The sequence below is a fragment of the Rhodoferax sp. GW821-FHT07G04 genome (genome assembly GCF_059418585.1).
Genome location: NZ_JBWKQD010000002.1, coordinates 1,614,901 through 1,640,821, shown reverse-complemented (window position 1 = coordinate 1,640,821; position 25,921 = coordinate 1,614,901). Strand labels below are relative to the sequence as shown.

Genomic DNA, 25,921 nt, shown 5'->3' with positions numbered 1-25,921 from the left:
TGGAAGGCATAGACATTTATGGCAAGAATTATTGTGATCACCTCGGGCAAAGGTGGGGTTGGCAAGACCACCACCAGCGCCAGTTTTGCAACCGGTCTGGCCCTGCGCGGCCACAAGACCGCCGTCATCGACTTTGACGTGGGTCTGCGTAACCTGGACCTGATCATGGGTTGCGAGCGCCGTGTGGTGTACGACCTGATCAATGTGATCCAGGGTGAGGCCAATTTGCACCAGGCTTTGATCAAGGACAAGCAGTGCGACAACCTGTACGTGCTGGCCGCCTCCCAAACACGGGACAAGGATGCGTTGACACAAGCCGGTGTCGAAAAAGTCTTGCATGACCTGGGTGCCATGGACTTTGAATACATCGTCTGCGATTCGCCGGCCGGTATCGAAACCGGTGCGTTGATGGCCATGCATTTTGCCGACGAGGCCTTGGTGGTGACCAACCCCGAGGTGTCTTCGGTGCGTGACTCCGACCGCATTTTGGGCATGCTGGCCAGCAAGACCAAGCGGGCGATTGAAGGGCTGGATCCCATCAAGGAGCACTTGCTGATCACCCGCTACAACCCGGCCCGCGTGGACCAGGGCCAGATGCTGTCGCTGGAAGACATCCAGGACATCCTGCGCATCAAGCTGATCGGTGTGATCCCGGAGAGCGAATCGGTGCTGCAGGCTTCCAACCAGGGCATTCCGGCCGTACACATGCAGGGCAGCGATGTGTCGGAAGCCTACAAGGACGTCATCGACCGCTTCCTGGGTGTGGACAAACCCATGCGCTTCACCGACGCACCCAAGCAAGGCTTGCTCAAGCGCCTGTTCGGGGGGAAATAAACGATGGCATCGTTCCTGTCTTTCCTGCTCGGCGAAAAGAAGAAGACCGCCAGCGTCGCCAAGGAGCGGCTGCAGATCATTCTGGCGCACGAGCGCAGCGGCCGCAACGCCGCTGAGCCCGACTACCTGCCAGCTTTGCAAGCCGAACTGGTGGCCGTCATCAGCAAGTACATCAAGATCAACCAGAACGACATCAAGGTGCACCTGGAACGCCAGGACAACTTGGAAGTGCTGGAAGTGAAGATCGAGTTGCCAGAAAACCGTTGAGCTGCATTTGCTACTGAATTGGTAGCAACATGTTTTTATTTGACGAGGGCTATGGCCTCATTTTTCTTAAGCCACTTCGGGTTCAGGCCCGCACCAGGCGCAAGTGCGTGATCTCCGACGGTGCGCCAAAGCGTTTGGGTGGGCCCCAATAACCGGTGCCGCGGCTGGTGTAGACCCACAAGGCCTTGAGCTTGTGCAGGCCGGCGGTGAACGGCTGTTGCAAGGGCACAAACAAATTCCACGGCCAGAACTGGCCACCGTGCGTGTGGCCGGATAGCTGCAAATCGAACCCCGCATCCGCCGCCGCAACTGCACTGCGTGGCTGATGGGCCAGCAGCAGCTTGAAGACGGCGCGTTCCGGTGCATGGGCCAGGGCCTTGTGCGGGTCGCTGCGGTGGGTTTCGTCGAAATGGTGGGCGCTGTAGTCGGCTACGCCGGCCACGACCACCAGGGCCGGTTCCGGGTCTTGTGCGTCCATGCTGTGCTGCAAGACCACATGTTCGTTGATCAGCACCTTCAGGCCCAGGCCACGCAGCGCGTCTATCCAGCTGTGGGCGCCCGAGTAGTACTCGTGGTTGCCGGTGACGAAAAAGCTGCCATGCAGGGAGCGCAGTTGTGCCAGCGGCGCGACGTGTGGGCCCAACTCGGCCACGCTGCCATCCACTAGGTCACCGGTGATAGCGACCATATGGGCGTCCAGGCTGTTGACCTTGTCCACAATGCGCTGCAGGTAAGCGGTCTTGATCGTGGGGCCGACATGGATGTCACTGATCTGGGCCACCGTGAAGCCTTGCAAGGCCTCCGGCAGATTGGGGATGGGTACGTCGATCCGCACCACGGCAGCGGTGCGGCGCGCATTCCAGAAGCCCAGCACGGTGGCTAGCAAGGCCAGCAGCGGTAGAGCCACCGCTGTGGTGCTACGCCAAGCTTGCAGTTGCAATGCCTGGGGCCACACCCAAGCGACGGTTGCGGCCACCAACAACACCGCTTCGCGCACCAGGGTCAGCACCAGCAGCGATGAGAACAGACCCATGCATAACAAACCCAACCAGGTCAGCACCGTTGACAGCGGTGGCTTGGCGATGCGCCGGGCCAGCATGCCCATGGGCATCAACAGCGCGGATGCGGCCAGCACGACCCACAGGATGCTTCCCCACAAGGGGCTTATAGCCGTCAGGTCAGGTACAAAGCACCAGCCAATGGCGGCATGCAAGAAGATGGAGAACAGCAGCACGGGGGCTAGGGCCATGGCGGAGTGCACCGCGCAGATGCAAAAAGGAAAGAGCGGCGCGGCTGAGTGGTAAACCCTTTAGATGGAGGGTTCCACCCAGTGTTCAAGGTCTGTGGCTGGCGATTGGATGGCCGTATCTAAACCTGCAACGCAAATTGCTGTTCGGTCTCGCCCAACAAGCCCTGGGGGCCAAAGCTTTGTTCGATAAAGTGGGCATGGCCCTGGCGCAGGGCCAGCACGCTGCAAGCCCGCGTGCCATAGCCGGGGGTGGCGATAAAGGCGGCCGACAGCACCCGCTCCAACTCCAGTGGCACACCGGTGTGGGGGAGGGCATCGTCGCTGGCCAGGGTACGGTCTTGCAGCAGCGGGAACAGGCTGCGCAGATCGGACCCTGCATGGGGCGCTTGGGCTGCGAGGCCTGCTTGCAATTTGCTCAGTTTGGGCCAGGGTGTGTGGAAGTCGGCATTGGAAACGGCGCCCGGGCCCGGCGCATGGTTCAGTACCCGGGCGCTGCGGCTCTCCAGGCCCATCAGCTGCGAGCCATCGAACACCAGCAGGTTGAAGGGGTTGTAGTCCGTACAGTGCAGAGCCAGCTGCTGCAGGTAAGCGGGGGCCGACAGGTCGCTGTGCAGAAAGCCAGCGACCAGTTCACCGCGGGACGGCGTGTTGTCGCGCTGCGCCGTGCCCGAGCGGTAGTTGGTGAGTGCGGCGATACGTCCGTCGCGGCTGATGCCCAGCCAAGTGCCCCCGCCTTGCAAATCCTTGCCGGCCAGCACCTGGGCGCCGTTGGTGGCGGGCTCCCACCAGTGCAGCGGCAGGGCCGGGCGGGCGTAAAACTCATCGCGGTTGGCTAGCAATAGCAGGGGCGTGGTGGCGCTGTGGGGCTGCCAGTTCCAGGCGATCAGGCACATGGTGGGCCGTGGCCTAAGTGATGGTGCCGGTGGAGACGGCCAGTGCCGTCTTGTCGATCACCTGTCGCAGCACAAAACTGGAGTGCACGCCGGTGACACCCGTGATGCTGGCCAGCTTGTTGAGCAGCAGGGCCTGGTAGTGGTCCATGTCGCGTACAGCCACCTTCAGCTGGTAGTCGGCATTCTGGCCGGTGATCAGCAGGCATTCCAGCACCTCGGGCAGCAGGCCCACCGTGGCTTCGAAATTGGCAAAGCGTTCGGGCGTGTGCTTGTCCATGGATATGTGGATCAGCGCGGTGAGCGTCAGGCCCAGCTTCTTGGCATCCAGCAGTGCACGGTAGCCAACGATGAGGCCCGATTCCTCCAGCGCTTTGACGCGGCGCAGGCAGGGCGAGGGCGACAGGCCTATGCGGTCTGCCAGATCCTGGTTGTTGATGCGGCCATCCTGCTGCAGGATTTCCAGGATGTGCTGGTCGTAGCGGTCCAGTTTCATGATTCTGCCAATATGCTTTTGTATTTTGGCAGAGTATGCCTAATTTTTGCTAAACGCGGGCAACTACGCAATCTTATGCCCGGGGTGCCGGCCTACACTGGATGCATCTGTTACCGACAGACACCTCTTCTGCGACCCAGGCCACAAGCCCCGGTTGCGCAGCCCGGCCCACAAGGACGGGACATGCAAAACGCCAAAAACCCCGGGGCCGATTTATCCAGCGCTCCGGGGACTGTTTTCCAGAAACGCCACCACCAACCGCGCTACGTCCGCACCCTCGTGGCCGGCCGCCAGGGCCTGGCTGCGGGCGGCGTATTCCGCCTCTCCCAGGCGTTCCCGCTGTTCGTCCAGCAGGTACTGGCTGAAGCCCACATCAAATTCGGGATGCGCCTGCACGCAGAACACCTCGTCACCCACGGTAAAGGCCGCCACCGGGCAGAAGTCGCTGCGGGCGACCAGCCTGGCGCCCTTGGGCAGTTCCAGCACCTGGTCCTGGTGGCTGACGAGCAGAGATATTTGCTTGCGGTCCTGGCAAAAGGGCAGGTCAGGGCGCAGCCAGTCGTAGGTCATGCGGCCTTCGCCCCAGCCCTGCGGCGCGCGGGCCACCGGGGCACCCATGCAGAAGCCGATCAGCTGGTGGCCATAGCAGACGCCCACCATCTTCTTGCGCTGGGTCAGCAGCAGCGTGACGCGCCGGCGCAGTTCCACCGCCCAAGGCTCGTCCGAGAATGAGTCGGACTTGCTGCCGGTCAGCAGCACCGCGTCATAGCCGTCAAAGCTGGCGGGGTATTCGCCGCGCGGTGTGTTGAAGATGTCGTAGGTCCAGTCGGCGCCCACGCTGTCGAACAGACGCACGAACATGGTGCCAAAGCTGGTGTAGCGCGCGGCGAGTTCGCCGTCGAGGATGTCGTTGTCGAGGATGCAGAGTTTCATTGCTATCAATACCGTAGCTATAACCGTAGAATTTACGAGGGCTGATGGCCTCTGCGCGCACGCACGGCTGCCGCCAGCTGCTGCAGCACCGGCACTGTTTGCGCCATGCTGATGCAGGCGTCGGTGACCGACACGCCGTGCTGCAGGGTCTTGCCGGGCAGTATGTCCTGGCGGCCTTCGTTCAGGTGGCTCTCGATCATGATGCCGGTGATGCGGCGGTCGCCCATGGCGATCTGCTGGGCCACATCGGCGGCCACGATGATCTGGCGCGCATGCTGTTTGCTGCTGTTGGCGTGGCTGACATCGATCATCACCTGTTCGCGCAGGCCCGCGCCCTTGAGCAGGGCGCAGGCGGCGTCCACATCGGCCTTGGCGTAGTTGGTGGTCTTGCCACCGCGCAGGATGACATGGCAGTCGTCGTTGCCGCGCGTTTCAAAAATGGCGGCCTGGCCCATCTTGGTCATGCCCATGAAGGAATGCGTGGCTTGGGCCGCCTGGATGGCATCAGTAGCGACCTTGATGCCGCCGTCGGTGCCGTTCTTGAAACCCACGGGGCAAGAGAGCCCGCTGGCCAGCTGGCGGTGGCTCTGGCTCTCAGTGGTGCGCGCGCCAATGGCGCCCCAGCTGACCAACTCGCTGATGAACTGGGGCGAGAGCAAATCCAGGAACTCGGTGCCCACCGGCATGTCGATGGCCAGGATATCCAGCAGCAGCTTGCGCGCCATCTCCAAGCCTTCGTTGATGGCAAAACTGCCGTCCAGGTGCGGGTCATTGATATAGCCCTTCCAGCCCACCGTGGTGCGGGGCTTCTCGAAGTAGACGCGCATCACGACCAGCAGGTCGTCCTTCAGCGCATCGGCCTGTTCCTTGAGCTGCCAGGCGTAGTCCATGGCCTGCTCATGGTCGTGGATGGAGCAGGGGCCCACCACCACGATCAGCCGGTCATCCTTGCCGTGCAAGACGTTGGAGATGGCCATGCGGCTGTTCTCCACCAGGGCCTGGGCGGCGTCGGGTACCGGCAGCTTTTCTTCCAAGAGGGCGGGGGTGATCAGGGGACGCACCGCGCCAATGCGGGTGTCGTCGATGCGGGTGGTGTCGTGGGTGCTGAGTTCGGTTTTCATTACTATGAATTTTATAGCTGCTTGGGCTTATTGCCCGAGGGCTAGCGCCGAGTTTGTCAAATAGGTGTCAGCCGACAGGTGCCTGCCAGCATGGCTGCCGGACAATGGCGCCATGCACGCGCCGCTTCGTCTCTGGTTTCGTCTGGTTCCGGCCTATGCCGCTGGGTATTTTCTGTCCTATGGGTTGCGCAGCGTGAATGCGGTGATCGCACCGGAGTTGATGCAGGAGTTGCACATCACCGCCACGGGCCTGGGTTTGCTGACCTCGGCCTATTTTCTCGCGTTTGGCCTGTTCCAGCTGCCCCTGGGTCTTTTGCTGGACCGTTTTGGCCCGCGCCGGGTGGAAGCCGCGCTCTTGCTGGTAGCGGCTGCGGGTGCCGCGCTGTTTGCCAGCGGCACGTCGCTGCAGGCGCTGGCGGTGGGGCGGGCACTGATCGGCCTGGGGGTGTCGGCCTGTTTGATGGCCAGTTTCAAGGCCTTCAGCCAGTGGTTTCCCAGTGAACGCTTGCCGTCACTCACTGCCACCATCATGGTGGCGGGCGGCCTGGGCGCGCTATCTGCCAGCGTGCCGGTGGCGGCGGCATTGCCGCTGATCGGTTGGCGCGGGGTGTTCTGGTTGGTAGCCGCCTTGCTGGTAGCCGCCGCCGGCTTTTTGCTGACGGTGCCGGACCAGAGTGCGCAAGCACAGCGCGAGACGTTGGGCCAGCAGATCCGCAGCCTGGGGCACATCTATGGCAACCGGGTGTTCTGGCGCTTTGCGCCCCAGGGTTGCCTGGTGGTGGGCGGATTTATGGCCATCCAGGGTCTGTGGGCGGTGCCCTGGTTGATGGAGGTCAATGGCGTGACGCGGGGTGATGCTGCGGGCGTCCTGTTCCTGATGTCGCTGGCCATGCTGGCGGGTTTTTTGTTTGTGGCCACCTGCTCGACGGCCCTGGCACGGCGCGGCATCTCGCCCATGGCGCTGCTGCGCGCCGGCATGGGGCTGGCCTTGGTGGTGGAGCTGGCGATTCTGCTGGGGCTGGCGCAACCGGCCGCACTGTGGCCGTTGTTAGGCCTGTCGTTCAGCCTGGGCAATATCGCCTATTCGCAGCTGGCGGCGGCGTTCCCGGTGGCGTTGTCGGGGCGGGTGAATACGGCGCTGAATCTGCTGGTGTTTGTGGGCGCGTTTGGTTTGCAGTGGGGCATTGGCGCCGCAGTGGATGGTTTTACAACCACGGGCATGGGCCGAGCTGACGCCTTTCGGGCCACGCTGGCTGGCCTGCTGGTGACCCAGGTGATGGCGTTTGCCTGGTTTCTGGTGCCGCTGAAGGGCAAGTCGCCGCCGCGCGGGTAGACAGAAAATACGCAAATTTTCAGAACATGGTATATTCGGGGGTCGCATTTGGCGACTGGTCACGTAATCCCACCCCCAAGTGGTGCACGCGAACACCCCCGGCAGAGGGGTTGCCAGTCCAGCCCCTCAACTGCGGCCACACCAGTCATCTCACGGCTTGGTGATTTTCCCCCTCTGTCGACTTCGCCCCTGCTATGGCGAGTAAACCAATCTGTGGTTCCTAGTGGATCGCGTGTTGGATGGACAAAAAAGGGACCCTCGGCATGAGGGCATGCCAATTGTGCTTCCCCGCGCTACGGGCTATTTCGCCCCGCGCATGTTTGATTTTGATGATTTTTACGACAACAATAAAAGAAACGCCCATCACAATGGGCAAATACCGCATCGCAGCCTGCCCCCGTCAATTACCATGTGGGCAGTACGCCGCACAGGTTTCCATTGCCAGCGGCCGCGGTAGCGCTTCCACCGATCGTGTGATGCGATTCCACGACGAGTTTCCCTCGCACGACGCGGCAGCGCGCTACGCTATTGCACAAGGGATCGATTGGGTGCGTGACAACACACGCCCGACACACTGAATTCTGAGTTTTACAGGAGTACCACACCATGGCTAAAGAAGACTTGATCGAGATGATGGGCGTCGTCAACGAAGTGCTGCCCGATACGCGTTTTCGCGTGACCTTGGACAACGGTCACCAGCTGATTGCCTATTCCGCAGGCAAGATGCGCAAGAACCACATCCGCATTCTGGCGGGTGACAAGGTGTCGCTGGAATTGTCGCCCTACGACCTGAGCAAGGGCCGTATCAACTTCCGCCACATCGAAGGCCGCGGGCCGATGACGCCACGCCGCTAAACACGAATGAAAAAGGGCTGCAGTTGCAGCCCTTTTTTCTTACCCGGCCCCCTGTGTGAGGCCGGGTGGTTTTGGTTTGTCAGATATCGATATTGCCAGCGCGCAACGCGTTGGTTTCGATAAAGTCACGGCGGGGTTCCACCTCGTCGCCCATCAGCATCGTGAACACGCGGTCGGCTTCGATGGCGTCGTCGATCTGCACCTTGAGCAGGCGGCGCACCGTGGGGTCCATCGTGGTTTCCCACAACTGGCTGGGGTTCATTTCGCCCAAGCCCTTGTAGCGCTGGCGGCTGGTGGCGTTTTCGGCCTGGGTGATGAGCCAGGCCATGGCTTCGCGGAAATCGGACACCTTTTCTTCCTTCTGGCGCTCGCCTTCGCCGCGCATCACGCGGGCACCTTCGCTGAGCAGGCCCTTGAAGGTGTTGGCGGCTTCGGCCAGTGCGGCGTAATCGGCGCCGTGCACAAAGTCTTGGGTCAGCACGCTGCTCTTGACGTTGCCGTGGTGGCGGCGGCTGATGCGCAGAATGGGCTTGTCGCTGCGGGCGTCAAACTCGCCGGCCACTTCGGCATCCGGCAGGCGGGCTTGCAGGGCGGCGGCGGAGACTTCGGCGTCGGCGACTGTGTCCAGATTCAGTGCCACACCGTCGGCCACGGCGCGCAGGGCTTCGGCATCCATGAAATTCTTCAGGCGCGCGATGACGGCCTGGGCCACCTGGTGTTTGCGGGCCAGTTCGGACAGGGTCTCGCCGCTGATGGTTGTGCCATTGGGGCCGCCCGTGAAGACGGAGGCATGGACCAGGGCTACGCGCAGCAGGAAGCTATCGAGTTCGGCGGGGCCTTGCAGGTACAACTCTTCCTTGCCGGCCTTGACCTTGTACAGCGGGGGCTGCGCAATGTAGATGTGGCCGCGCTCGACCAGCTCGGGCATCTGGCGGTAGAAGAAGGTCAGCAGCAGCGTGCGGATGTGGGCGCCATCGACGTCCGCGTCGGTCATGATGATGATGCGGTGGTAGCGCAGCTTGTCAACGTTGAAGTCGTCGTTGCCGGTGGTGCCACCGGCCTTGCCGATGCCGGTGCCCAGCGCGGTGATCAGTGTCAGGATTTCGTTGCTGGTCAGCAGCTTTTCGTAGCGGGCCTTTTCCACGTTCAGAATCTTGCCGCGCAGGGGCAGGATGGCCTGGAATTTACGGTCGCGGCCCTGCTTGGCGGAGCCGCCGGCGGAGTCACCCTCGACGATGTAGATTTCGCACAGCGCGGGGTCTTTTTCCTGGCAGTCGGCCAGCTTGCCGGGCAGGCCCATGCCGTCGAGCACACCTTTGCGGCGCGTCATTTCGCGGGCCTTGCGGGCGGCTTCGCGGGCGCGGGCGGCTTCGACGATCTTGCCGCACAGAATCTTGGCGTCGTTGGGGCGCTCTTCGAGGAATTCGGTCAGCGACTTGGCGACGATGTCTTCCACGGGTGCGCGCACCTCCGAAGACACCAGCTTGTCCTTGGTCTGGCTGCTGAACTTGGGCTCGGGCACTTTGACGGAGAGCACGCAGCACAGGCCTTCGCGCATGTCGTCGCCAGAGACTTCGACCTTGGCTTTCTTGGCCAACTCGTTTTGGTCAATGTACTTGCCGATGACGCGGGTCATCGCGGCGCGCAGGCCGGTCAGGTGGGTGCCGCCGTCGCGCTGGGGAATGTTGTTGGTGAAGCACAGCACGGATTCGTTGTAGCCGTCGTTCCACTGCATGGCCACTTCGACGCCGATTTCGGTGCCGGGAATGCCGCCGTAGGTGTCTGCCGGGCGGCTGCCGGTGGCGTGGAAGGCATTGGGGTGCAGCACCTTCTTGTTTGCGTTGATGAAGTCGACAAAGCCCTTGACGCCACCAGCGCCCGAGAAGTCGTCTTCCTTGCCGCTGCGTTCGTCCTTCAGGCGGATGCGTACGCCGTTGTTCAGGAAGGAGAGTTCGCGCAGGCGCTTGGCCAGGATTTCGTAGTGGAACTCGCTGTTCTGTTGGAAGATGTCGGTGTCGGGCAGGAAGTGCACCTCGGTGCCGCGCTTCTCGGTGGCACCGGTGACCTTCATCGGCGAGACTTCAACGCCGTCCACGGTTTCCAGCAGCCGGTTTTGCACAAAGCCGCGCGAGAATTCGATCTGGTGCACCTTGCCATCGCGGCGCACGATCAGGCGCAGCCACTTGGAGAGCGCGTTCACGCAGGACACGCCCACGCCGTGCAGGCCGCCCGAGACCTTGTAGCTGTTCTGGTTGAACTTGCCGCCAGCATGCAGCTCGGTCAGCGCGATTTCGGAGGCCGAACGCTTGGGCTCGTGCTTGTCGTCCATCTTCACGCCGGTGGGAATGCCGCGGCCGTTGTCGGTGACGCTGATGGAGTTGTCGGAGTGGATAGTGACGACGATGTCGTCGCAATGGCCGGCCAGGGCCTCGTCGATGGAGTTGTCCACGACTTCGAACACCAGGTGGTGCAGACCGGTGCCGTCGGACGTGTCACCGATGTACATGCCGGGGCGCTTGCGCACAGCCTCCAGGCCTTCAAGGATCTGGATCGAGTCGGAACCGTAAGCATCGGTCGCGCCGGCCTGGTTGGTGTCGATAACCGGCTGGGCGCTGGAACTTTCTACACCACTGGCGTTTTCAGGGCTGGGGCTGGACTTGTTTTCTTCGGTCATAACGAACTCTCTCACTAAATCGGTTGGGGGCAGCGCATCGCTTTGCTCGGGTCTACCCCCCAATATTGAACAGCGCTTCAATGACCAAACCCCCGGTGTGCGGGGGTTTGGTTGCGTAAGCAGCTACTATTTTTGTAGCATCAGATCCTCATCGGCATCACCACGTACTTGAAGGTGGCGTTCTCGGGGATGGTGAACAGTGCCGAGCTATTGCCGTCGGACAACTCCAGTTTCACCATGTCCTGGCTCATATTGGCCAGGGCGTCGATCAGGTAGGTGACGTTGAAGCCGATCTCGATGCTGTCGCCGCCGTAGTCGATGTCGAGTTCGTCCACGGCTTCTTCCTGCTCGGCATTGTTGGATGCCACCCGCAGGCTGCCGGGGTCGATATTGAGGCGCACACCCTTGAACTTGTCGCTGGTCAAAATGGCGGTGCGTTGCAGGGTCTTCAGCAGCGCATCGCGGCCCAGCGTGATGCTGTTCTTGTGGTTCTTGGGGATGACGCGGTTGTAGTCGGGGAACTTGCCCTCGACCAGCTTGGTGACGAACTCCATGCCGTCAAAAATGAACTTGGCCTGGTTGTTGGCAAATTGCATTTCGATGGCGCCTTCGTTCTCGGACAGCAGGCGCTGCAGTTCGACCACGGTCTTGCGGGGCAGGATGACTTCCTGCTTGGGCACTTCGATATCGAGTGTGGCGGAGGCGAAGGCCAGGCGGTGGCCGTCGGTGGCGACCAGGCTCAGTTGCTTGCCCTCGGCGACAAACAGGATGCCGTTGAGGTAGTAGCGGATGTCGTGCACGGCCATCGCGAACGACACCTGGCTCAGCAGGCTCTTCAATGTCTTTTGCGGCACGCTGAAGACGGGGCCGAAGTTGGCTGATTCTTGCACCAGCGGGAAGTCTTCGGCGGCCATGGTTTGCAGCGTGAACTTGCTCTTGCCGCCCTTGAGGATGATCTTGCTCTGGCTGGATTCAAGCGACACGGTCTGGTCCGATGGCATGGTGCGCAGGATGTCGATGAGTTTGCGCGCACCGATCGTGGTCGTGAAGTTGCCGGTGTCGCCACCCAGTTCAGCGGTGGTGCGAATCTGAATCTCCAGGTCGCTGGTGGTGACCTGCAGGGAGGTGCCTGTTTTGCGAACCAGCACATTGGCAAGGATAGGCAAGGTGTGGCGACGCTCCACGATACCGGCCACGGACTGTAGTACCGATAGGACCTTGTCCTGCGTTGCCTTCAATACGATCATGTCTACCTCTTCTTTAATGTCTGTGATGGCGCCCCAAGCCCCCGGCGCCATTTTTTCAAAATCTAGCCATTTTCCCAGTTTTAGACGCTAGTTTGGGCGCTTGGACCTTTATCAGGCGTTTTATTCGTCGTCAGCCCTTGAGTGTCTGTTCTAGCACATGCAGCTGCTGGTTCAGCTCGGTCATTTGCTGGCGTTCGCCGCCGATCTTGCGCACGGCGTGCAGCACGGTCGTGTGGTCGCGGCCGCCAAACAATTCTCCGATCTCCGGAAGACTTTTTTGTGTCAACTCCTTGGCCAGGTACATCGCAATCTGGCGCGGGCGGGCGATGCTGGCCGGACGCTTCTTGGAGTACATGTCGGCGACCTTGATCTTGTAGTAGTCGGCCACCGTTTTCTGGATGTTTTCCACCGAGATTTGCCGGTTCTGGATCGACAGCAGATCGCGCAGCGCCTCGCGGGCCAGTTGGATGGAAATTTCCTTCTGGTTGAAGCGCGAATAGGCCAGGATCTTGCGCAGTGCGCCTTCGAGCTCGCGCACGTTGGAGCGCACGTTTTTGGCGACGAAGAACGCTACCTCTTCGGGCATGTCCGAACCTTCGACGCGGGCTTTGTTGATTAGAATCGCCACCCGCATTTCGAGTTCGGGCGGTTCAATGGCAACGGTCAGGCCCGAGTCGAAGCGTGACACCAGGCGCTCGTGGATGTCGGTCAGGCCCTTGGGGTAGGTGTCGCTGGTCATCACGATGTGCGACTTTTTGGCCAGCAGGGCTTCGAAGGCGTTGAAGAACTCCTCCTGGGTGCGGTCCTTGTTGGCGAAAAACTGCACATCGTCGATCAGCAGCAAATCCAGGGAGTGGTAGCGCTCCTTGAATTCGTCAAAAGTCTTGCGCTGATAGGCCTTAACCACATCCGATACGAACTGCTCGGCATGGATGTAGAGAACTTTGGATCCGGGCTTGTCGGCGAGCAACCGGTTACCCACAGCATGCATCAAGTGGGTCTTGCCCAGACCCACGCCGCCGTAGATGAACAGGGGGTTGTACAAGTGCCCGGGAATGGTGGCCACATGCATGGCCGCAGCGCGGGCCATGCGGTTGGCTGTGCCCTCGATCAAGTTCTCAAAGGTCAGCAAGCTATTGAGGCGGTTTTTAGGCAGACCCGATGCCGTAGACTCTGCGCCCGGCACACCTTCTTCGGCCGCGGCCAACTCGGCAACGGGTGCGACAAACGTAGGTTTGACAATGACTTCTTTAGGAGTGATTGCTAACTCAACCAGTACCGGCTGGCCATACATCTTTTCCAAGAGGGCAGAAATCCGGCCGCTGTATTGGGCCCGCACCCAGTCCAGTTTGAAGCGGTTGGCAACGAAGATGGTGACCTTGGAAAAGTCTTCCAGGACCTGGGCGGTCAGGGGTTTGATCCAGGTGTTGAACTGCTGTTCGGGTAGTTCCTGGGCGAGCTGGTCGACGCAGCTTTGCCACAGGCTCTGGCCTATGTCCAGGCCCGGCGACAGGGTGTGGTTGGTGGAGGGTCCCTCGGACATTATTCTTTTCAGCTTCTGTGGATAGTTATTAATTGCTGCGCCGGCGATTGTAATTTATCAAAAACTTATCCACATTTTTTCGGACAAACCCGAACTTAAGCCGATACGCCCTGTTTGGCGCGTAAGGTGTTGCCTCTGCTCAGAAAATTTGCGATAATCGGCGGTTCCCCTGATTGTGTTCGGGGCGATTTGACCGAGATCTGCTCTTTAGCTCGTTAGAAGTTGGGGGTTGGATCAGAACTGAGCCTGTTAGGAATTCCAAATGAAACGCACTTACCAACCTTCCAAAATCCGCCGTGCCCGTACCCACGGTTTCCTGGTTCGCATGAAGACCCGCGGTGGCCGCGCCGTCATCAATGCACGCCGCGCCAAGGGTCGCAAGCGCCTGGCTGTCTAAGTAGACACCCGACTGCGGGCCACTTCGATCCAGCATATGCATTTGCAGGCATTGCTGGTGTGCGGGTCTGGTGTGATGCCCCCGTGCAACGCTTGAAGACACGGCCCCAGTTTCAGGCAGTTTTGGCAGGTCAAACACTTGCCAGGACGGCGCACTTTGCCCTGCACTGCTGTGCGCTGGACTCGCCTATGGCGGATGCGCAGAGCGACGCAATGCCCGCTTTGTTTCCCCGTCCCGCCGTGTGGTTGGGCGCCATGGTTCCCAAACGGTGGGCCAAGCGCGCCGTAACGCGCAATGCCATCAAACGCCAGATCTACAACGTGAGTGCTGATTTCGAGCCCCTGTTGTCGGAGCGCGCGCACCTGATCCGGTTGCGTGCGGCTTTTGATCGCAGCCGTTTTGTCAGCGCCAGTTCCGACGTGCTCAAAGCAGCCGTGCGGGCTGAACTCCAGCAACTTTTTTCGCGCCTCCCCGTGCCGGCCGCAGCATGATGCAATCCCTGTTGATCGGCATCGTGAAGGCCTACCGGGTGTTTCTAAGCCCCTGGCTGGGCTCGGCCTGCCGTTTTGAACCCACCTGCTCGGTCTACGCCTTGCAGGCCTTGCAATCCCACGGTGCAGCCGCAGGTAGCTACCTGACCGTGGCGCGCCTGGGGCGCTGCCATCCCTGGTGTGCGGGTGGCTTGGACCCTGTGCCTGTTGAATCTCCCCGGCTGTTTACCCGGCTGATCCCTTCTTCTCCTTCTGAAAAGAAACCTTCATGAACGATATTCGCCGCACCATTTTGTGGGTGATCTTTGGCTTTTCCATGGTGATGCTGTGGGACCAGTGGCAGGTGTACAACGGCAAGAAGGCCACGTTCTTCCCCAGTCCCGCGCACCAGACGGCGCCGGCTGCTGCTGCTTCGGCGGCCGTTCCGGGGGCGAGCAACACGGCCGGTGTGCCGAGCGCTACAGCGACTACCACGGCGACCACTGGTGCTGTTGCGCCTGCTGCTGCCGCCAGCCCAGTCCCTGCGGTGCCGAAGGAACGCATTGAAGTCACAACCGATGTGGTGAAGCTGACCTTCGAGACCGAGGGCGGATCGCTGGTGGGTGCCGAGTTCCTGCAGCACACCGACATGACGGACAAGAGCAAGAATTTTGTGCTGCTGGACGACAGCAAGACCCGTGTCTACATGGCCCAGACGGGTGTCATTGGCGCGGGTGCTGCCGGCGCTTTCCCCACGCACAAGACGCCCATGACCTTCAGCGGAGCGCGCGCGCTCAAGGATGGCGAGAACGAATTGGTTGTGAAGTTCACGTCCGCGGACGTGGGCGGCATCAAGCTGGTCAAGACCTATACCTTGCACCGCGGCGCCTATGACATGGCCGTCAAGCATGAGCTGACCAATGTGTCCAACGCGCCGCTGTCACCGCAGTTGTATCTGCAGTTGGTGCGTGACGGCAACAAACCACCGGGCGAGTCATCCTTCTACTCCACCTTCACCGGCCCCGCTGTCTACACCGCGGCCAAAAAGTACCAAAAGGTGGAATTCGCGGACATCAAGAAGAAGAAAGCGGATTACGAAAAGCAATCCTCCGACGGCTATGTGGCCATGGTGCAGCATTACTTTGCCAGCGCATGGATACTGCCCGAAGGCGTGGTCCATGACAATTCTGTGGATGGCGTGGACATTGGCTCCACGGTTGCGGATTGCTGCTACCGTGCCACCATGATCACGGCCCCGGTAACGATCGCCCCCGACACCACCAAAGTGATCGATGCCACATTCTTTGCCGGCCCCCAGCAGGAGACCATGCTGGAAAAGCTGGCTCCGGGTCTGGAACTGGTCAAAGACTATGGCTGGCTGACCATCCTGGCCAAACCCCTGTATTGGTTGTTGGACAAGCTGCATGGCTTTATCCAAAACTGGGGCTGGTCCATCGTGGCCCTGGTGCTGTTGTTGAAGATTGCCTTCTACTGGCTCAATGCCAAGGCCTATGCCAGCATGGCCAAGATGAAGGCCATCAACCCCAAGATCACCGAGATGCGTGAGCGCCTGAAGGACAACCCCCAACAGATGCAGCAAGAGATGATGCGCATCTACCGCGAGGAAAAGGTCAACCCCATGGGCGGCTGCTTCCCCATCATGGTCCAGATTCCGGTGTTCATTGCGCTGTACTGGGTGCTGCTGTCCAGCGTGGAAATGCGCAACGCGCCGTGGATCTTGTGGATCAAGGACTTGTCCGCACCCGACCCCTTCTTCATCCTGCCGCTGGTCATGACCGCCACGACACTGCTGCAAACGGCGCTGAACCCCGCGCCGCCAGACCCCATGCAGGCCAAGATGATGTGGTTCATGCCGCTGATCTTCAGCGTGATGTTCTTCTTCTTCCCGTCGGGTCTGGTGTTGTACTGGATCACGAACAACATCTTGTCCATCTTGCAGCAGTGGATCATCAACACCCGCATGGGTGTGCCGCCTCAGTTCAATTTGCCCAAATTTGGGTAACCCCCCGAGGCGCTGCGCGCCTCCCCCCTTTGGAAGGGGGGCGATACCAGTGGACCGGCCAAGCCGGATCCACGGTATCCCTGGATAAACTCCCCCTCTATGCTCGCGCGCCACCAGGACCCGATAGTCGCCATTGCTACCGCCGCTGGGCGGGGGGCTGTGGGGATTGTGCGGATCAGTGGCAAAAACCTGGCTCCCTGGGTGGCGCATCTGCTGGGGCGCACGTTGCGGCCGCGCGAGGCGACATATCTGCCGTTCAATGACCGCGATGGCCAGCCCTTGGACCAGGGGCTGGCTTTGTTCTTCCCAGGCCCGCATTCGTTTACCGGGGAAGACGTGCTGGAGCTACAGGCGCATGGCGGGCCGGTGGTGTTGCAACTGCTGCTGGCGCGTTGCCTGGAGGCGGCGCAGGACACCCATCCGGCCACGGGGCAGGCCTATCTCAGCGGTATGCGCATTGCCCAGGCCGGGGAGTTTTCCGAGCGGGCTTTTCTCAACGACAAGATCGATCTGGCGCAGGCCGAGGCCATTGCCGACCTGATCGACGCCAGCACCGAGGCGGCGGCGCGCAGTGCGACGCAGTCCTTGTCGGGCGCCTTTTCCCGCGAGATCCATGGCCTGCGCGATGCGCTGATCCACCTGCGCATGCTGGTGGAGGCGACACTGGATTTCCCGGAAGAGGAAATTGATTTCCTGGAAAAGTCCGATGCTGCTGGGCAGTTGCAGCGCCTGCAGCAGGGCCTGCAAACCGTGCTGCAAAAGGCGGCGCAAGGTGCGCTGTTGCGCGAAGGCATTACCGTGGTTATTGCCGGGCAGCCCAATGCCGGCAAGTCCTCGTTGCTCAATGCGCTGGCCGGGGCCGAACTGGCCATCGTGACACCCATCGCTGGCACCACGCGCGACAAGGTGCAACAGACCATACAGATCGAGGGCGTGCCGTTGCACATTGTGGACACGGCGGGGCTGCGCCATAGCGATGACGATGTGGAGAAGATCGGCATCGCCCGTGCCTGGGAAGCCATAGAAGGTGCCGACGCGGTACTCTTTCTCCATGACTTGACCCGAGCAAGTGCTACAAATTACATAGCGGAAGATGCAATCATTGCGAGGGCTATCACCGAGAAACTCTCAAGGCAGGTGCCGGTGATCGATATCTGGAACAAGGCTGATGCCGCGCCGGGACACAACCCTGGTGACGGCATTGTGTTGTCCGCCAAAACCGGGGCGGGCTTGGACGTGCTGCGACGCAAACTGCTGGACACGGCAGGCTGGCAAACCTCCCAAGGGGGAGGCGTTTTCATCGCGCGTGAGCGGCATGTGCAGGCGCTGCGCCAGGTGGAAGGCCATCTGGAACTGGCGGGGCAGCACTTGGCTGCGCAGGACCAGTCCCTGGATTTGCTGGCCGAGGAGTTGCGCCTGGGTCAAAACGCCTTGAGTGCCATCACTGGTGAATTCACGTCCGACGACCTGCTGGGCGTGATCTTCTCCAAATTTTGCATTGGCAAATAGCTGGCATACACTGTTTGGAGTCGTGCCTCCCGAAAGCAAAAAAGAATGTCGCTTTTAAACTGGTTTGCCAAGAAGCCTGCCCCAACGACGACGATGGCCGAGAGCTCCGGCCTGGCCCATGTGGACGCCACCGTGCCGTTCAGCGCATCGGGCAAGCCGCGCGGGCGTTTGCCCAGCACCCCGCCGGGCAGCGCTGCCAACCGCAAGAACGAGCGGCTGGAGCGCCGCGAGTTGCTGTATTCGGTGGTGCGCGAGGCCATGATCAAGGCCGGGGTGTTGTCATCCACCTACAAATTCAAAGTCTTGTCGCTGGATTCTCGCGGCCGCCAGTACCTGATCATGATGGACTTGGCACGGCAGTACGCTGGCGAAACCGCGCGATTGGCCGAGATCGAGGGCCTGATCGCCCAGCATGCCAAGGCCCGGCATGATATTCTGGTGACGGCCGTGTACTGGCGTGTGAATGAGCATGTGTCGGCGGGCTTGTCCCGTGTCAGTGTGCCCCCTGTGGCCGCTGCTGCTCCCGCGGCAGCCAGAAAGCCGGTCGAAGCCCAACCAGCAACACCACCGGCGGCGCCCAAGCCCGCCTACGAACCCTTGCACCCGGAGGAGGTGGCTGCGTTCAAGCAGGCCCTGGCATCGGTGGCCAGCCCCACGCCACTGTCGGCGCCCGGTGAAATCATCAAGTCGGGCCGGCGCAATCCTGCACCTATGCCCACATTTGACGATACTGAACTGGATGACCGGCCCTCACCGCTGAGCGGCACTCAGTATGGGGATTTGTAGGCTAGTGCCCGGCGAAATCCACCAGCGTAAACAGCGGTAGACTGGAGTCGCGCAGTTTCTGTGAGCCGCCCAGTTCGGGCAGGTCCACAATGGCGGCGCCTTCCATGACGGTGGCGCCTAATTTTTCCAACAACTTCTTGCCAGCCATCATCGTGCCGCCGGTGGCGATGAGGTCGTCAATCAGCAGCACGCGGTCGCCGGTTTTGACGGCATCGGTGTGCAGCTCCACGGTGGCGCTGCCGTATTCCAGTTCATAGGTTTCTTCCACCGTCGTAAACGGCAGCTTGCCCTTTTTGCGAATGGGTACGAAGCCGACGTTCAGCTCGTAGGCCACTACGGCACCCAGGATGAAGCCGCGGGCATCCAGGCCTGCCACGACGTCGGGGCGCATGCTGGCGTCCATGTAGCGGTGCACAAAGGCATCGATCAGCACGCGGAACACCTTGGCATCCTGCAGCAGCGGCGTGATGTCGCGGAACTGCACGCCGGGCGCGGGCCAGTCCGGCACGGTGCGGATGTGGTCTCTAAGGTATTGGTTGATGCTGATGTGTTGCATGGTCGTCTGAAAATAAAGAAGAGGCCGAATAGGCCGCCAGCAGGCGCAGCCCGCATTGTGCCCTCACCCCGCCTGTCTATCGCCAGGCGGTGGCTCGCCGCAGCGATCAGCGGCTCAGGATTTTTTGCTCCGCCACGGCCAGTGCTTCGGCCTTGCCGGCCAGCACCAGCGTGTCGCCAGCCTTTAGTACCGCATCACCCTGGGCCAGACCGGCCTTGCCGTCGCCATGGCGCAGGCTGACGATGCGGACCTCCAGCGTATGCAGTGCAAAGGAGTCCAGGGAACGTCCCACGGCCTTGGCGTCGTGGGGAATGGCCAGCGTGGCCAGGCGTTCGTATTGCAGTTCATCGACGGTATCGTCGTCGGCACCGCGGAAGAAGCCGCGCAGCAGGTTGTAGCGGGCGTCGCGCTGGTCCTGCACGATGCGAATCACGCGGCGCATGGGCACGCCGACCAGGGCTAGCGCATGGCTGGCCAGCATCAATGAGCCTTCTATGGTTTCGGGTACCACTTCGGTCGCGCCGCCGGCTTGCAGCACTTCCAGGTTCAGGTCGTCCTGGGTGCGCACGATGACGGGTACCTGGGGTGCATGGGTGCGCGTGTGGCTCAGCACCTTGAGGGCGCCCGGTACATCCAGGTAAGTGATGACCACGGCGCTGGCCCGGGCCAGGCCGGAAGCCATCAGCGCCTGCAGCCGAGCGGCGTCGCCAAATACGACGGAATCCCCGGCGGCGGCGGCCTGGCGCACGCGGTCGGGGTCCAGGTCCAGCGCGATGTATTGGATACCTTCACCCTCCAGCATCTTGGCCAGGTTTTGCCCGCAGCGGCCATAGCCGCAGATGATGACGTGGCGGTTGGCGTTGATGGACTTGCGTGCGATGGTCGTCATCTGCAGCGACTGCAGCAGCCATTCGCTGGACACCAGCTTCATGACGATGCGGTTGCTGTACATCACGATGAAAGGCGTGGCCACCATCGAGAGCACCATGCTGGCCAAGATGGGGTTCAGCAACGCGGGGGGGACCAAGGAATTGCTTTGGGCCAGTGTCAGCAGCACAAAGCCGAATTCGCCAGCCTGGGCCAGGTACAGGCCGGTGCGCAGTGATACACCCGAGCTGGCGCCCAGCACCTTGGACAGGCCGGTTACCAAGGCAGCTTTGAACAGTGTGGGCACGATCAACAACAGCAGCACCAAGGACCAGCGCTCCATGACCAGGCGCAGATCCAGCAGCATGCCAATGCTGATGAAGAACAGGCCCAGCAGCACATCGTGGAAGGGGCGTATGTCGGTCTCCACCTGGTGCTTGAACTCGGTCTCGGAGATCAGCATGCCGGCGATGAAGGCGCCCAGAGCCAGGCTCAGGCCAGCCAGCTCGGTCATCCAGGCCAGGCCCAGTGTGATGAAGAGCAGGTTGAGCACAAACAGCTCTTCGCTCTTGCGCTTGGCCACGATCGTCAGCCAGCGCCGCATCACATGCTGGCCGCCGACCAGCAGGATGGTGATCAACAGGCCGGCCTTCAGCGCGGCGATCACCAGAGCGCTGGCCAGGTTCTCGCCGGTCGCGCCCAGTGCGGGTATCAACACCAGCAGGGGCACGACGGCCAAATCCTGGAACAGCAGCACGCCCATGACCCGTTTGCCGTGCTCGGATTCCCGCTCCAACCGCTCCACCATCAGCTTGACCACAATGGCCGTGCTGCTCATCGCCAAGGCGCAAGACAGCGCCAGGGCCGCCTGCCATGACATGCCCCAGGTTTGGGGAATGGCGGCCGCCAGCCCCATGGTGACCAGCGTGGCCACCGAGATGGTGACGGCCACCTGCAACAGGCCCAGGCCGAACACATGCTGGCGCATGGCGCGCAGCTTGGGCAGGTTGAATTCCAGACCGATGACGAACATCAGGAACACGACGCCGAATTCACCCACATGGCGCACGCTCTCCGAATCCTGCGAAAGTCCCAGTGCATTGGGACCTACTGCCACACCCACCGCCAAATACCCCAGCATGGGTGGGAGCTGGAAATAGCGGCAGGCGACGACACCCAGCACGGCCGCCAGAAGATAGAGAAGTGTTATTTCCAATCCGGTCATGGCCCCATACTAGCAAGATGCGTGCTGGTCTATAAAATGCCCGGATGATCGACCCTGCCAAGCGGCCCGCCGCACCCTCGGCCCAGCATGTGATTGCGATGGCGCATGAGACTTTTGATATCGAAGCCGCAGCCGTGTTGGGCCTGAAGAACCGGATCGGCCCGTCCTTTGCGCAGGCGGTTGAACTGATCCTGGGTGTGAAGGGCCGTGTCGTGGTCATGGGCATGGGCAAGAGTGGCCATATCGGGCGCAAGATTGCTGCGACCTTGGCGTCTACCGGCACCCCGGCCATGTTTGTGCACCCGGCTGAGGCCAGCCATGGCGATTTGGGCATGATCACACCCACGGATCTGGTCCTGGCTATTTCAAACAGCGGCGAGTCGCAGGAAATGGCTTCAATATTGCCCATGCTTAAACGCCTGGGCGCACCCATGGTGGCAATGACTGGCAATGGCCTGTCCACGATGGCCCAGCATGCCGATCTATGGCTGGACAGCGCCGTTGATAAAGAGGCTTGCCCCCTGAATCTGGCCCCAACCGCCAGCACCACGGCCCAGCTGGCCCTGGGTGACGCGTTGGCGGTGGCCCTGCTGGATGCCCGGGGTTTCCGGGCTGAAGACTTTGCACGCTCCCATCCCGGTGGTGCTCTGGGCCGCAAGCTGCTGACCCATGTCGGCGATGTGATGCGTTCGGGCGATGCCGTGCCCCGTGTGCCGCCCGATGCCAACTTCAGTGCACTGATGCGCGAGATGAGCGCCAAGGGCCTGGGTGCCACGGCGGTTGTTGATGCAGACAATCGGGTGCTGGGCATTTTTACTGACGGCGACTTGCGCCGCCTCGTGGAGCAGGGCGCCGATCTGCGCACCACGACTGCGCAAGAGGTCATGCACCGCGCACCCAGCACCATAGACGAACAGGCCCTGGCCGTGGACGCTGCTGAGCTGATGGAGCGTAACCGCATCACCAGCGTCCTGGTCACCGACGCCGATGGTCGCCTCTGTGGCGCGCTCAACAGCAACGACCTGATGCGGGCCAAGGTGATATGACTGTCAAGCCCGCGCTCAACTTCGATCCTGCGCTCTTGCTCAAGGCCCAGGGCATCAAGCTGGCCTTCTTTGATGTGGATGGGGTGCTTACCGACGGCGGCCTGCTGTTCTCGGAGTCGGGCGAGACGCTGAAGCGTTTCAACACCTTGGATGGACACGGCATTAAGCTGCTGCAACAGGGGGGCATCACGCCGGTGGTTATCACGGGGCGCGATTCCAAACCCTTGCGCGCGCGCTTGCAGGCCCTGGGTGTGCAGCATGCTTTCTTTGGCACCGAAGACAAGCGCCCCGCCGCCGAGCAAAGCCTGGCGACCCTGGGGTTGGACTGGAGCCAGGCCGCCGCCATGGGCGATGACTGGCCCGATCTGCCAGTGATGCGCCGCTGTGCCTTCGCCTGCGCGCCCGCCAATGCCCACCGCGAGGTGCTGGCCCTGTCTGACTATGTGACCACGGCCCACGGTGGCGCGGGCGCGGCCCGCGAGTTTTGCGATCTGTTGCTGGTGGCCAGTGGCCGCTATGTGGACCTGTTGGAGCGCTACACGCAATGATGTCCTTGCTGCGCGACGTGTGGGACCGGTCCTTGCTGTACTTCCCACTGTTGTCCATGGGCTTGCTGGCCTTGGGCAGCTATTGGTTGGTGCGCAGCACCCCCCCGGTGGGTGGTCCGGTGGCGCAGAAGATCGTGCAGCACGAGCCCGACTATTTCATGGAGAATTTTTCGGTGCGTACCTTCGACGCGACCGGCCGCGTGCGCACCGAGGTCATTGGGGCCAAGGCCCGGCATTACCCTGACACGCAGTGGCTGGAGATAGACAACATCCGCGTGCGCGCCTTTGATGAGCAGGGGCGTTTGACAACGGCGACCGCCCAACGCGGTCTGACCAACGAAGACTCTTCCGAGGTGCAACTGATAGGCCAGGCTCTGGTGGTACGCGAAGCCGACACCAGCCAGCCCGGGAACACCGCACCCCGCATGGAATTCCGCAGTGAGTTCTTGCACGCCTTCATGCATACGGAGCGGGTGCGCTCCCACAAGCCGGTGGAGTTTTTGCGGGGCCAGGACCGCTTCAGCGCCGACAGCCTGGACTTTGACAATGTGGAGCAGGTCTTGCAATTGAACGGGCGGGTCCGTGCCACGCTGACCCCGCGCCCCAGCCCCTAAACCGCACAAGGAGACCGCCGTGTCCAAATTGCTTTTTGTCACCGGTGCCTCCAGCGGCATAGGCCAGGCCCTGGCCTGGCGCTACTACCAGGCGGGCTACGCATTGGCCCTGGTGGCACGCCGTACCGAAGAGATGCAGGCCTGGGCGCAGAAGCAGGGTCTGGATCCTGCGCGTTACCAAATCTACAGTGCCGATGTCGCCGTGGTGGACAGCATTGTGGCGGCCACTCAGCAATGCCTGCAGCGCCAGGGTGTGCCGGATGTGGTGATTGCCAATGCCGGCATCAGCATTGGCATGGACAGTGCGGTGCGGGGTGATCTGGATGTGCTGTCGCGCACGCTGGCGATCAATAACGTGGGACTGGCTGCGACCTTCCACGCCTTCATAGATCCCATGGTGCAGCGGGGCTCGGGCGCTCTGGTCGGTATTGGTAGCGTAGCCGGTATACGGGGGCTGCCGGGCCATGGCGCCTATTGCGCCAGCAAGGCCGGGGTCATTGGTTACTGCGAAAGCCTGCGTGGCGAGTTGCGCGGCAGCGGCGTGAAAGTGGTGACGATTTGCCCCGGCTACATCGATACTCCGCTGACGCAGCACAACAGTTATTCCATGCCGTTCCTAATGCCCGTGGAAGCCTTTGCCGACAAGGCCTTTGACACTATTGCGGCTGGTACCAGCTATCGGGTGATTCCCTGGCAAATGGGCGTGGTGGCCAAGCTCTTGCGCATGCTGCCCAATGCGGTCTATGACAGGGCGCTGGCGGGACGGCCGCGCAAGAAGCGCATCACGGAATCCTGATGCCTGCACCCAAGAAAAGTGCATAGGCAATAAAAAAGGGCCCTAGGGCCCTTTTTGCATGGCGGAAAACCCGCCAATCTTGTGTGCTTAGTAGCTGTTACGACCGCCGCCGTAGCCGCCACCGCCGCCACCAGCACCGCCGCCATAACCACCACCGCCGCCGCCGCTACGGCCACCGCCGTAACCGCCGCCGCCACCACCGTAGCCGCCGCCACCGCTGCGGCCGCCGCCGCCACCAGCGCCGCCGCCGAAGCCACCGCTACGGGGAGGGCGTGCTTCCATGGGACGTGCTTCATTGACGACCAGACCACGGCCGCCGAATTGTTGGCCGTTCATGCCGCCGATGGCTGCTTGTGCTTCCGCGTCGCTGCCCATTTCCACGAAACCGAAGCCCTTGGAGCGACCGGTGTCGCGTTCCATCATGACTTTGGCGCTGGACACGGTGCCGTAGGTGGAGAATGCTTGTTGCAAGTCCTCATCACGGAAAGAATAGGGCAGGTTGCCCACGTAAAGTTTGTTGCCCATGTAAGGACTCCTCAAAATAACTCAAAACGCGATGTGTCCAAACCCGCAATCAACAAACCATTGAAGACTTAAAGCAGACGCGAAACTGGTAAATCACCGCAAACCCGTACACCGAAATTTCGGCAATACCGCACCATTATGCGGGTATTTTGACAACATAGCGAGTTTTTATTCAGTTTTGTGCTTGCCCGTTGTCGGGCCGCTGAATTTCAGTGTTCGGCCGGGGAATCATCGGCTCCGCCGTAATTACGCCAAGCCCGCAGGCCGTTGCGCATGCTCAGCATCTGGCGCTCGAACCGGGGACAGGCGTCGCAAATGGCCATGTGCATGCGCAGCGCCAGGCGGTCGGCCAGGCCCAGGTGGCGGTCTTCCCGGGCCACCACCATGGCGGTGACCTCTTTGCAGGTTCTCTTGAGTGGGTACATCGTCATCACGCGCTGGCTTTCATGAACCAGTTGAGCTCCAGGCACTCCCGCAAACGCAGGCGGGCCCGGTGCAATTGCACATAGAGGTTGGTCGGCGTCAGCTGTAATTCCTTACAAATCTCCTCACTGGAGAGTTCCAGCCACTCGCGCATCAGGAACAGACGGCCCTGGGTGGCGGGGAGTTTGTCGGCGCAGGCTTCCAAAATGGCGAAAAACTGCTGGCTGCTGGTCTGCTGCTCAGGGTTACCCCAGTCGGTAGGTTGCTCCACAAAGTGGCCGTCGGCCTGGAAAGCGATCATTTCCATCGGATCAGCCTGCTCGTCATCGCTGTCACCCAGGGCGCAGACCTCGCGGTGGTGGTGGCGCAGCGCATCGACCACCTTGTGCTTCAGGATGCCCACCAGCCAAGTCTTGAGTTGCGAGCGGTTGCCAAAGGACTGCGGCTTGGCCAGCGCGGCCAGCACGGTTTCGGAGACGGCATCCTCGGCCCAGGTCTCATTGCGCAACTGCAGGCGGGCGAATTTCAGCAGGTAATCCTGCAGCGCCACGATCTGCTCTTCAAAACTGGTCATACACGGACTCTTAGGTGATTTTTTTCGGCAACCCTGTAAGAATGCCGCTGTGCACCAGACTAAACCGTAACCAGCGACTTGGTGCATATGCGGCAAGCGCACACTGGTTGAACTTTAACC

Annotated in this window: 28 protein-coding genes; 15 read left to right on the top strand and 13 right to left on the bottom strand. The window is 61.5% G+C overall.

Going from position 1 to position 25,921, the window contains the following annotated elements; genetic code table 11:
* The first annotated feature begins 18 nt into the window (after positions 1–18).
* Together minD and minE are read left to right on the top strand one after the other, a co-directional pair.
* Complete coding sequence (minD, locus tag AC07OO_RS16845) at positions 19–834, top strand: septum site-determining protein MinD (RefSeq protein WP_495083237.1); 816 nt, start codon at positions 19–21, stop codon at positions 832–834.
* Between the two features lie 3 nt (positions 835–837).
* Positions 838–1,101, top strand: coding sequence for a cell division topological specificity factor MinE (gene minE / locus AC07OO_RS16840; RefSeq protein WP_209393518.1), 264 nt, complete (start codon positions 838–840; stop codon positions 1,099–1,101).
* 82 nt (positions 1,102–1,183) lie between these two features.
* Here the strand turns inward: minE and AC07OO_RS16835 are convergent, their stop codons facing one another.
* From AC07OO_RS16835 to AC07OO_RS16815, 5 genes are all read right to left on the bottom strand, one after another.
* Positions 1,184–2,350, bottom strand: a complete 1,167-nt coding sequence (locus AC07OO_RS16835; protein ID WP_495083236.1) for a metallophosphoesterase — start codon at positions 2,348–2,350, stop codon at positions 1,184–1,186.
* Positions 2,351–2,469: 119 nt separating this feature from the next.
* On the bottom strand, positions 2,470–3,243 hold the full coding sequence (locus AC07OO_RS16830; protein WP_495083235.1) for an NRDE family protein: 774 nt from the start codon (positions 3,241–3,243) through the stop codon (positions 2,470–2,472).
* A 13-nt stretch (positions 3,244–3,256) separates the two neighbouring features.
* A complete protein-coding gene (locus tag AC07OO_RS16825) occupies positions 3,257–3,736 on the bottom strand; it encodes an Lrp/AsnC family transcriptional regulator (RefSeq protein ID WP_495083234.1) in 480 nt (159 codons plus the stop codon).
* A gap of 213 nt (positions 3,737–3,949) precedes the next feature.
* Complete coding sequence (locus tag AC07OO_RS16820) at positions 3,950–4,669, bottom strand: glutamine amidotransferase-related protein (RefSeq protein ID WP_495083233.1); 720 nt, start codon at positions 4,667–4,669, stop codon at positions 3,950–3,952.
* 32 nt (positions 4,670–4,701) lie between these two features.
* The gene (locus AC07OO_RS16815; protein WP_495083232.1) at positions 4,702–5,790 is read right to left on the bottom strand and encodes a 3-deoxy-7-phosphoheptulonate synthase; all 1,089 of its coding nucleotides are present in this window, start codon (positions 5,788–5,790) and stop codon (positions 4,702–4,704) included.
* A 112-nt stretch (positions 5,791–5,902) separates the two neighbouring features.
* Here AC07OO_RS16815 and AC07OO_RS16810 point away from each other — a divergent pair, with 112 nt between their 5' ends.
* The 3 genes from AC07OO_RS16810 to infA all read left to right on the top strand — a co-directional run bounded on the left by AC07OO_RS16810 (position 5,903) and on the right by infA (position 7,978).
* Entirely contained in the window at positions 5,903–7,123 is a 1,221-nt protein-coding gene (locus AC07OO_RS16810) for an MFS transporter (RefSeq protein WP_495083231.1), read from the top strand.
* Positions 7,124–7,362: 239 nt separating this feature from the next.
* Positions 7,363–7,701, top strand: a complete 339-nt coding sequence (locus tag AC07OO_RS16805; protein ID WP_495083230.1) for a DUF6566 family protein — start codon at positions 7,363–7,365, stop codon at positions 7,699–7,701.
* Between the two features lie 28 nt (positions 7,702–7,729).
* On the top strand, positions 7,730–7,978 hold the full coding sequence (infA, locus tag AC07OO_RS16800) for a translation initiation factor IF-1 (protein ID WP_209393506.1): 249 nt from the start codon (positions 7,730–7,732) through the stop codon (positions 7,976–7,978).
* Positions 7,979–8,057: 79 nt separating this feature from the next.
* Here infA and gyrB read toward each other — a convergent pair whose 3' ends face one another.
* From gyrB to dnaA, 3 genes are all read right to left on the bottom strand, one after another.
* On the bottom strand, positions 8,058–10,652 hold the full coding sequence (gene gyrB, locus AC07OO_RS16795) for a DNA topoisomerase (ATP-hydrolyzing) subunit B (protein WP_495083229.1): 2,595 nt from the start codon (positions 10,650–10,652) through the stop codon (positions 8,058–8,060).
* 140 nt (positions 10,653–10,792) lie between these two features.
* Positions 10,793–11,899 (bottom strand): DNA polymerase III subunit beta, encoded by a 1,107-nt coding sequence (gene dnaN / locus AC07OO_RS16790; protein ID WP_495083228.1) that lies wholly within the window; start codon positions 11,897–11,899, stop codon positions 10,793–10,795.
* Between the two features lie 130 nt (positions 11,900–12,029).
* Positions 12,030–13,442 carry a chromosomal replication initiator protein DnaA gene (gene dnaA, locus AC07OO_RS16785; RefSeq protein WP_495083227.1) on the bottom strand — a complete coding sequence of 471 codons (1,413 nt, stop codon included), beginning with the start codon at positions 13,440–13,442 and terminating at the stop codon, positions 12,030–12,032.
* A gap of 262 nt (positions 13,443–13,704) precedes the next feature.
* Between dnaA and rpmH the strand changes: the two genes are divergently transcribed.
* The 6 genes from rpmH (at position 13,705) to AC07OO_RS16755 (ending at position 18,627) form a co-directional block, all read left to right on the top strand.
* Positions 13,705–13,839 carry a 50S ribosomal protein L34 gene (gene rpmH, locus AC07OO_RS16780; RefSeq protein ID WP_006299042.1) on the top strand — a complete coding sequence of 45 codons (135 nt, stop codon included), beginning with the start codon at positions 13,705–13,707 and terminating at the stop codon, positions 13,837–13,839.
* A gap of 83 nt (positions 13,840–13,922) precedes the next feature.
* Positions 13,923–14,330 carry a ribonuclease P protein component gene (locus tag AC07OO_RS16775; protein ID WP_495083226.1) on the top strand — a complete coding sequence of 136 codons (408 nt, stop codon included), beginning with the start codon at positions 13,923–13,925 and terminating at the stop codon, positions 14,328–14,330.
* Positions 14,327–14,602: a membrane protein insertion efficiency factor YidD gene (yidD, locus tag AC07OO_RS16770; RefSeq protein WP_495083225.1), complete on the top strand. Its 276-nt coding sequence runs from the start codon at positions 14,327–14,329 to the stop codon at positions 14,600–14,602. Before AC07OO_RS16775 ends, yidD begins: the two co-directional genes overlap by 4 nt.
* Positions 14,599–16,332 (top strand): membrane protein insertase YidC, encoded by a 1,734-nt coding sequence (gene yidC, locus AC07OO_RS16765; protein ID WP_495083224.1) that lies wholly within the window; start codon positions 14,599–14,601, stop codon positions 16,330–16,332. Before yidD ends, yidC begins: the two co-directional genes overlap by 4 nt.
* 99 nt (positions 16,333–16,431) lie before the next feature.
* On the top strand, positions 16,432–17,841 hold the full coding sequence (gene mnmE, locus AC07OO_RS16760) for a tRNA uridine-5-carboxymethylaminomethyl(34) synthesis GTPase MnmE (protein ID WP_495083223.1): 1,410 nt from the start codon (positions 16,432–16,434) through the stop codon (positions 17,839–17,841).
* A gap of 45 nt (positions 17,842–17,886) precedes the next feature.
* Positions 17,887–18,627 carry a hypothetical protein gene (locus tag AC07OO_RS16755; protein ID WP_495083222.1) on the top strand — a complete coding sequence of 247 codons (741 nt, stop codon included), beginning with the start codon at positions 17,887–17,889 and terminating at the stop codon, positions 18,625–18,627.
* 1 nt (position 18,628) lies between these two features.
* On the opposite strand, the gene AC07OO_RS16750 is transcribed toward AC07OO_RS16755, so the two are convergent.
* Both AC07OO_RS16750 and AC07OO_RS16745 read right to left on the bottom strand, forming a co-directional pair.
* Positions 18,629–19,183, bottom strand: coding sequence for an adenine phosphoribosyltransferase (locus AC07OO_RS16750; RefSeq protein WP_495083221.1), 555 nt, complete (start codon positions 19,181–19,183; stop codon positions 18,629–18,631).
* A 106-nt stretch (positions 19,184–19,289) separates the two neighbouring features.
* A complete protein-coding gene (locus AC07OO_RS16745) occupies positions 19,290–21,275 on the bottom strand; it encodes a monovalent cation:proton antiporter family protein (RefSeq protein WP_495083220.1) in 1,986 nt (661 codons plus the stop codon).
* 44 nt (positions 21,276–21,319) lie between these two features.
* Here AC07OO_RS16745 and AC07OO_RS16740 point away from each other — a divergent pair, with 44 nt between their 5' ends.
* The 4 genes from AC07OO_RS16740 to AC07OO_RS16725 are packed head-to-tail and all read left to right on the top strand — an operon-like array spanning position 21,320 to position 24,279.
* A complete protein-coding gene (locus tag AC07OO_RS16740; RefSeq protein ID WP_495083219.1) occupies positions 21,320–22,321 on the top strand; it encodes a KpsF/GutQ family sugar-phosphate isomerase in 1,002 nt (333 codons plus the stop codon).
* Entirely contained in the window at positions 22,318–22,869 is a 552-nt protein-coding gene (locus AC07OO_RS16735; protein WP_495083218.1) for a KdsC family phosphatase, read from the top strand. The genes AC07OO_RS16740 and AC07OO_RS16735 overlap by 4 nt, the downstream gene beginning before the upstream one ends.
* A complete protein-coding gene (gene lptC, locus AC07OO_RS16730; protein ID WP_495083217.1) occupies positions 22,866–23,483 on the top strand; it encodes an LPS export ABC transporter periplasmic protein LptC in 618 nt (205 codons plus the stop codon). Before AC07OO_RS16735 ends, lptC begins: the two co-directional genes overlap by 4 nt.
* Before the next feature lie 19 nt (positions 23,484–23,502).
* Positions 23,503–24,279 (top strand): SDR family oxidoreductase, encoded by a 777-nt coding sequence (locus AC07OO_RS16725; RefSeq protein ID WP_495083216.1) that lies wholly within the window; start codon positions 23,503–23,505, stop codon positions 24,277–24,279.
* 87 nt (positions 24,280–24,366) lie between these two features.
* Here AC07OO_RS16725 and rbp read toward each other — a convergent pair whose 3' ends face one another.
* The 3 genes from rbp to AC07OO_RS16710 form a co-directional block, all read right to left on the bottom strand.
* A complete protein-coding gene (gene rbp, locus AC07OO_RS16720) occupies positions 24,367–24,804 on the bottom strand; it encodes an RNA-binding regulator (protein WP_495083215.1) in 438 nt (145 codons plus the stop codon).
* Positions 24,805–25,013: 209 nt separating this feature from the next.
* Entirely contained in the window at positions 25,014–25,235 is a 222-nt protein-coding gene (locus AC07OO_RS16715) for a zf-HC2 domain-containing protein (protein WP_495083214.1), read from the bottom strand.
* Complete coding sequence (locus tag AC07OO_RS16710; RefSeq protein WP_495083213.1) at positions 25,235–25,801, bottom strand: sigma-70 family RNA polymerase sigma factor; 567 nt, start codon at positions 25,799–25,801, stop codon at positions 25,235–25,237. Before AC07OO_RS16710 ends, AC07OO_RS16715 begins: the two co-directional genes overlap by 1 nt.
* Positions 25,802–25,921: the final 120 nt, after the last annotated feature.

Coding starts and splice junctions, on each gene's coding strand:
- minD (WP_495083237.1), top strand. CDS start 19: ATGGCAAGAATTATTGTGATCACCTCGGGCAAAGGTGGGGTTGGCAAG.
- minE (WP_209393518.1), top strand. CDS start 838: ATGGCATCGTTCCTGTCTTTCCTGCTCGGCGAAAAGAAGAAGACCGCC.
- AC07OO_RS16835 (WP_495083236.1), bottom strand. CDS start 2,350: ATGGCCCTAGCCCCCGTGCTGCTGTTCTCCATCTTCTTGCATGCCGCC.
- AC07OO_RS16830 (WP_495083235.1), bottom strand. CDS start 3,243: ATGTGCCTGATCGCCTGGAACTGGCAGCCCCACAGCGCCACCACGCCC.
- AC07OO_RS16825 (WP_495083234.1), bottom strand. CDS start 3,736: ATGAAACTGGACCGCTACGACCAGCACATCCTGGAAATCCTGCAGCAG.
- AC07OO_RS16820 (WP_495083233.1), bottom strand. CDS start 4,669: ATGAAACTCTGCATCCTCGACAACGACATCCTCGACGGCGAACTCGCC.
- AC07OO_RS16815 (WP_495083232.1), bottom strand. CDS start 5,790: ATGAAAACCGAACTCAGCACCCACGACACCACCCGCATCGACGACACC.
- AC07OO_RS16810 (WP_495083231.1), top strand. CDS start 5,903: ATGCACGCGCCGCTTCGTCTCTGGTTTCGTCTGGTTCCGGCCTATGCC.
- AC07OO_RS16805 (WP_495083230.1), top strand. CDS start 7,363: ATGGACAAAAAAGGGACCCTCGGCATGAGGGCATGCCAATTGTGCTTC.
- infA (WP_209393506.1), top strand. CDS start 7,730: ATGGCTAAAGAAGACTTGATCGAGATGATGGGCGTCGTCAACGAAGTG.
- gyrB (WP_495083229.1), bottom strand. CDS start 10,652: ATGACCGAAGAAAACAAGTCCAGCCCCAGCCCTGAAAACGCCAGTGGT.
- dnaN (WP_495083228.1), bottom strand. CDS start 11,899: ATGATCGTATTGAAGGCAACGCAGGACAAGGTCCTATCGGTACTACAG.
- dnaA (WP_495083227.1), bottom strand. CDS start 13,442: ATGTCCGAGGGACCCTCCACCAACCACACCCTGTCGCCGGGCCTGGAC.
- rpmH (WP_006299042.1), top strand. CDS start 13,705: ATGAAACGCACTTACCAACCTTCCAAAATCCGCCGTGCCCGTACCCAC.
- yidD (WP_495083225.1), top strand. CDS start 14,327: ATGATGCAATCCCTGTTGATCGGCATCGTGAAGGCCTACCGGGTGTTT.
- yidC (WP_495083224.1), top strand. CDS start 14,599: ATGAACGATATTCGCCGCACCATTTTGTGGGTGATCTTTGGCTTTTCC.
- mnmE (WP_495083223.1), top strand. CDS start 16,432: ATGCTCGCGCGCCACCAGGACCCGATAGTCGCCATTGCTACCGCCGCT.
- AC07OO_RS16755 (WP_495083222.1), top strand. CDS start 17,887: ATGTCGCTTTTAAACTGGTTTGCCAAGAAGCCTGCCCCAACGACGACG.
- AC07OO_RS16750 (WP_495083221.1), bottom strand. CDS start 19,183: ATGCAACACATCAGCATCAACCAATACCTTAGAGACCACATCCGCACC.
- AC07OO_RS16745 (WP_495083220.1), bottom strand. CDS start 21,275: ATGACCGGATTGGAAATAACACTTCTCTATCTTCTGGCGGCCGTGCTG.
- AC07OO_RS16740 (WP_495083219.1), top strand. CDS start 21,320: ATGATCGACCCTGCCAAGCGGCCCGCCGCACCCTCGGCCCAGCATGTG.
- AC07OO_RS16735 (WP_495083218.1), top strand. CDS start 22,318: ATGACTGTCAAGCCCGCGCTCAACTTCGATCCTGCGCTCTTGCTCAAG.
- lptC (WP_495083217.1), top strand. CDS start 22,866: ATGATGTCCTTGCTGCGCGACGTGTGGGACCGGTCCTTGCTGTACTTC.
- rbp (WP_495083215.1), bottom strand. CDS start 24,804: ATGGGCAACAAACTTTACGTGGGCAACCTGCCCTATTCTTTCCGTGAT.
- AC07OO_RS16715 (WP_495083214.1), bottom strand. CDS start 25,235: ATGACGATGTACCCACTCAAGAGAACCTGCAAAGAGGTCACCGCCATG.
- AC07OO_RS16710 (WP_495083213.1), bottom strand. CDS start 25,801: ATGACCAGTTTTGAAGAGCAGATCGTGGCGCTGCAGGATTACCTGCTG.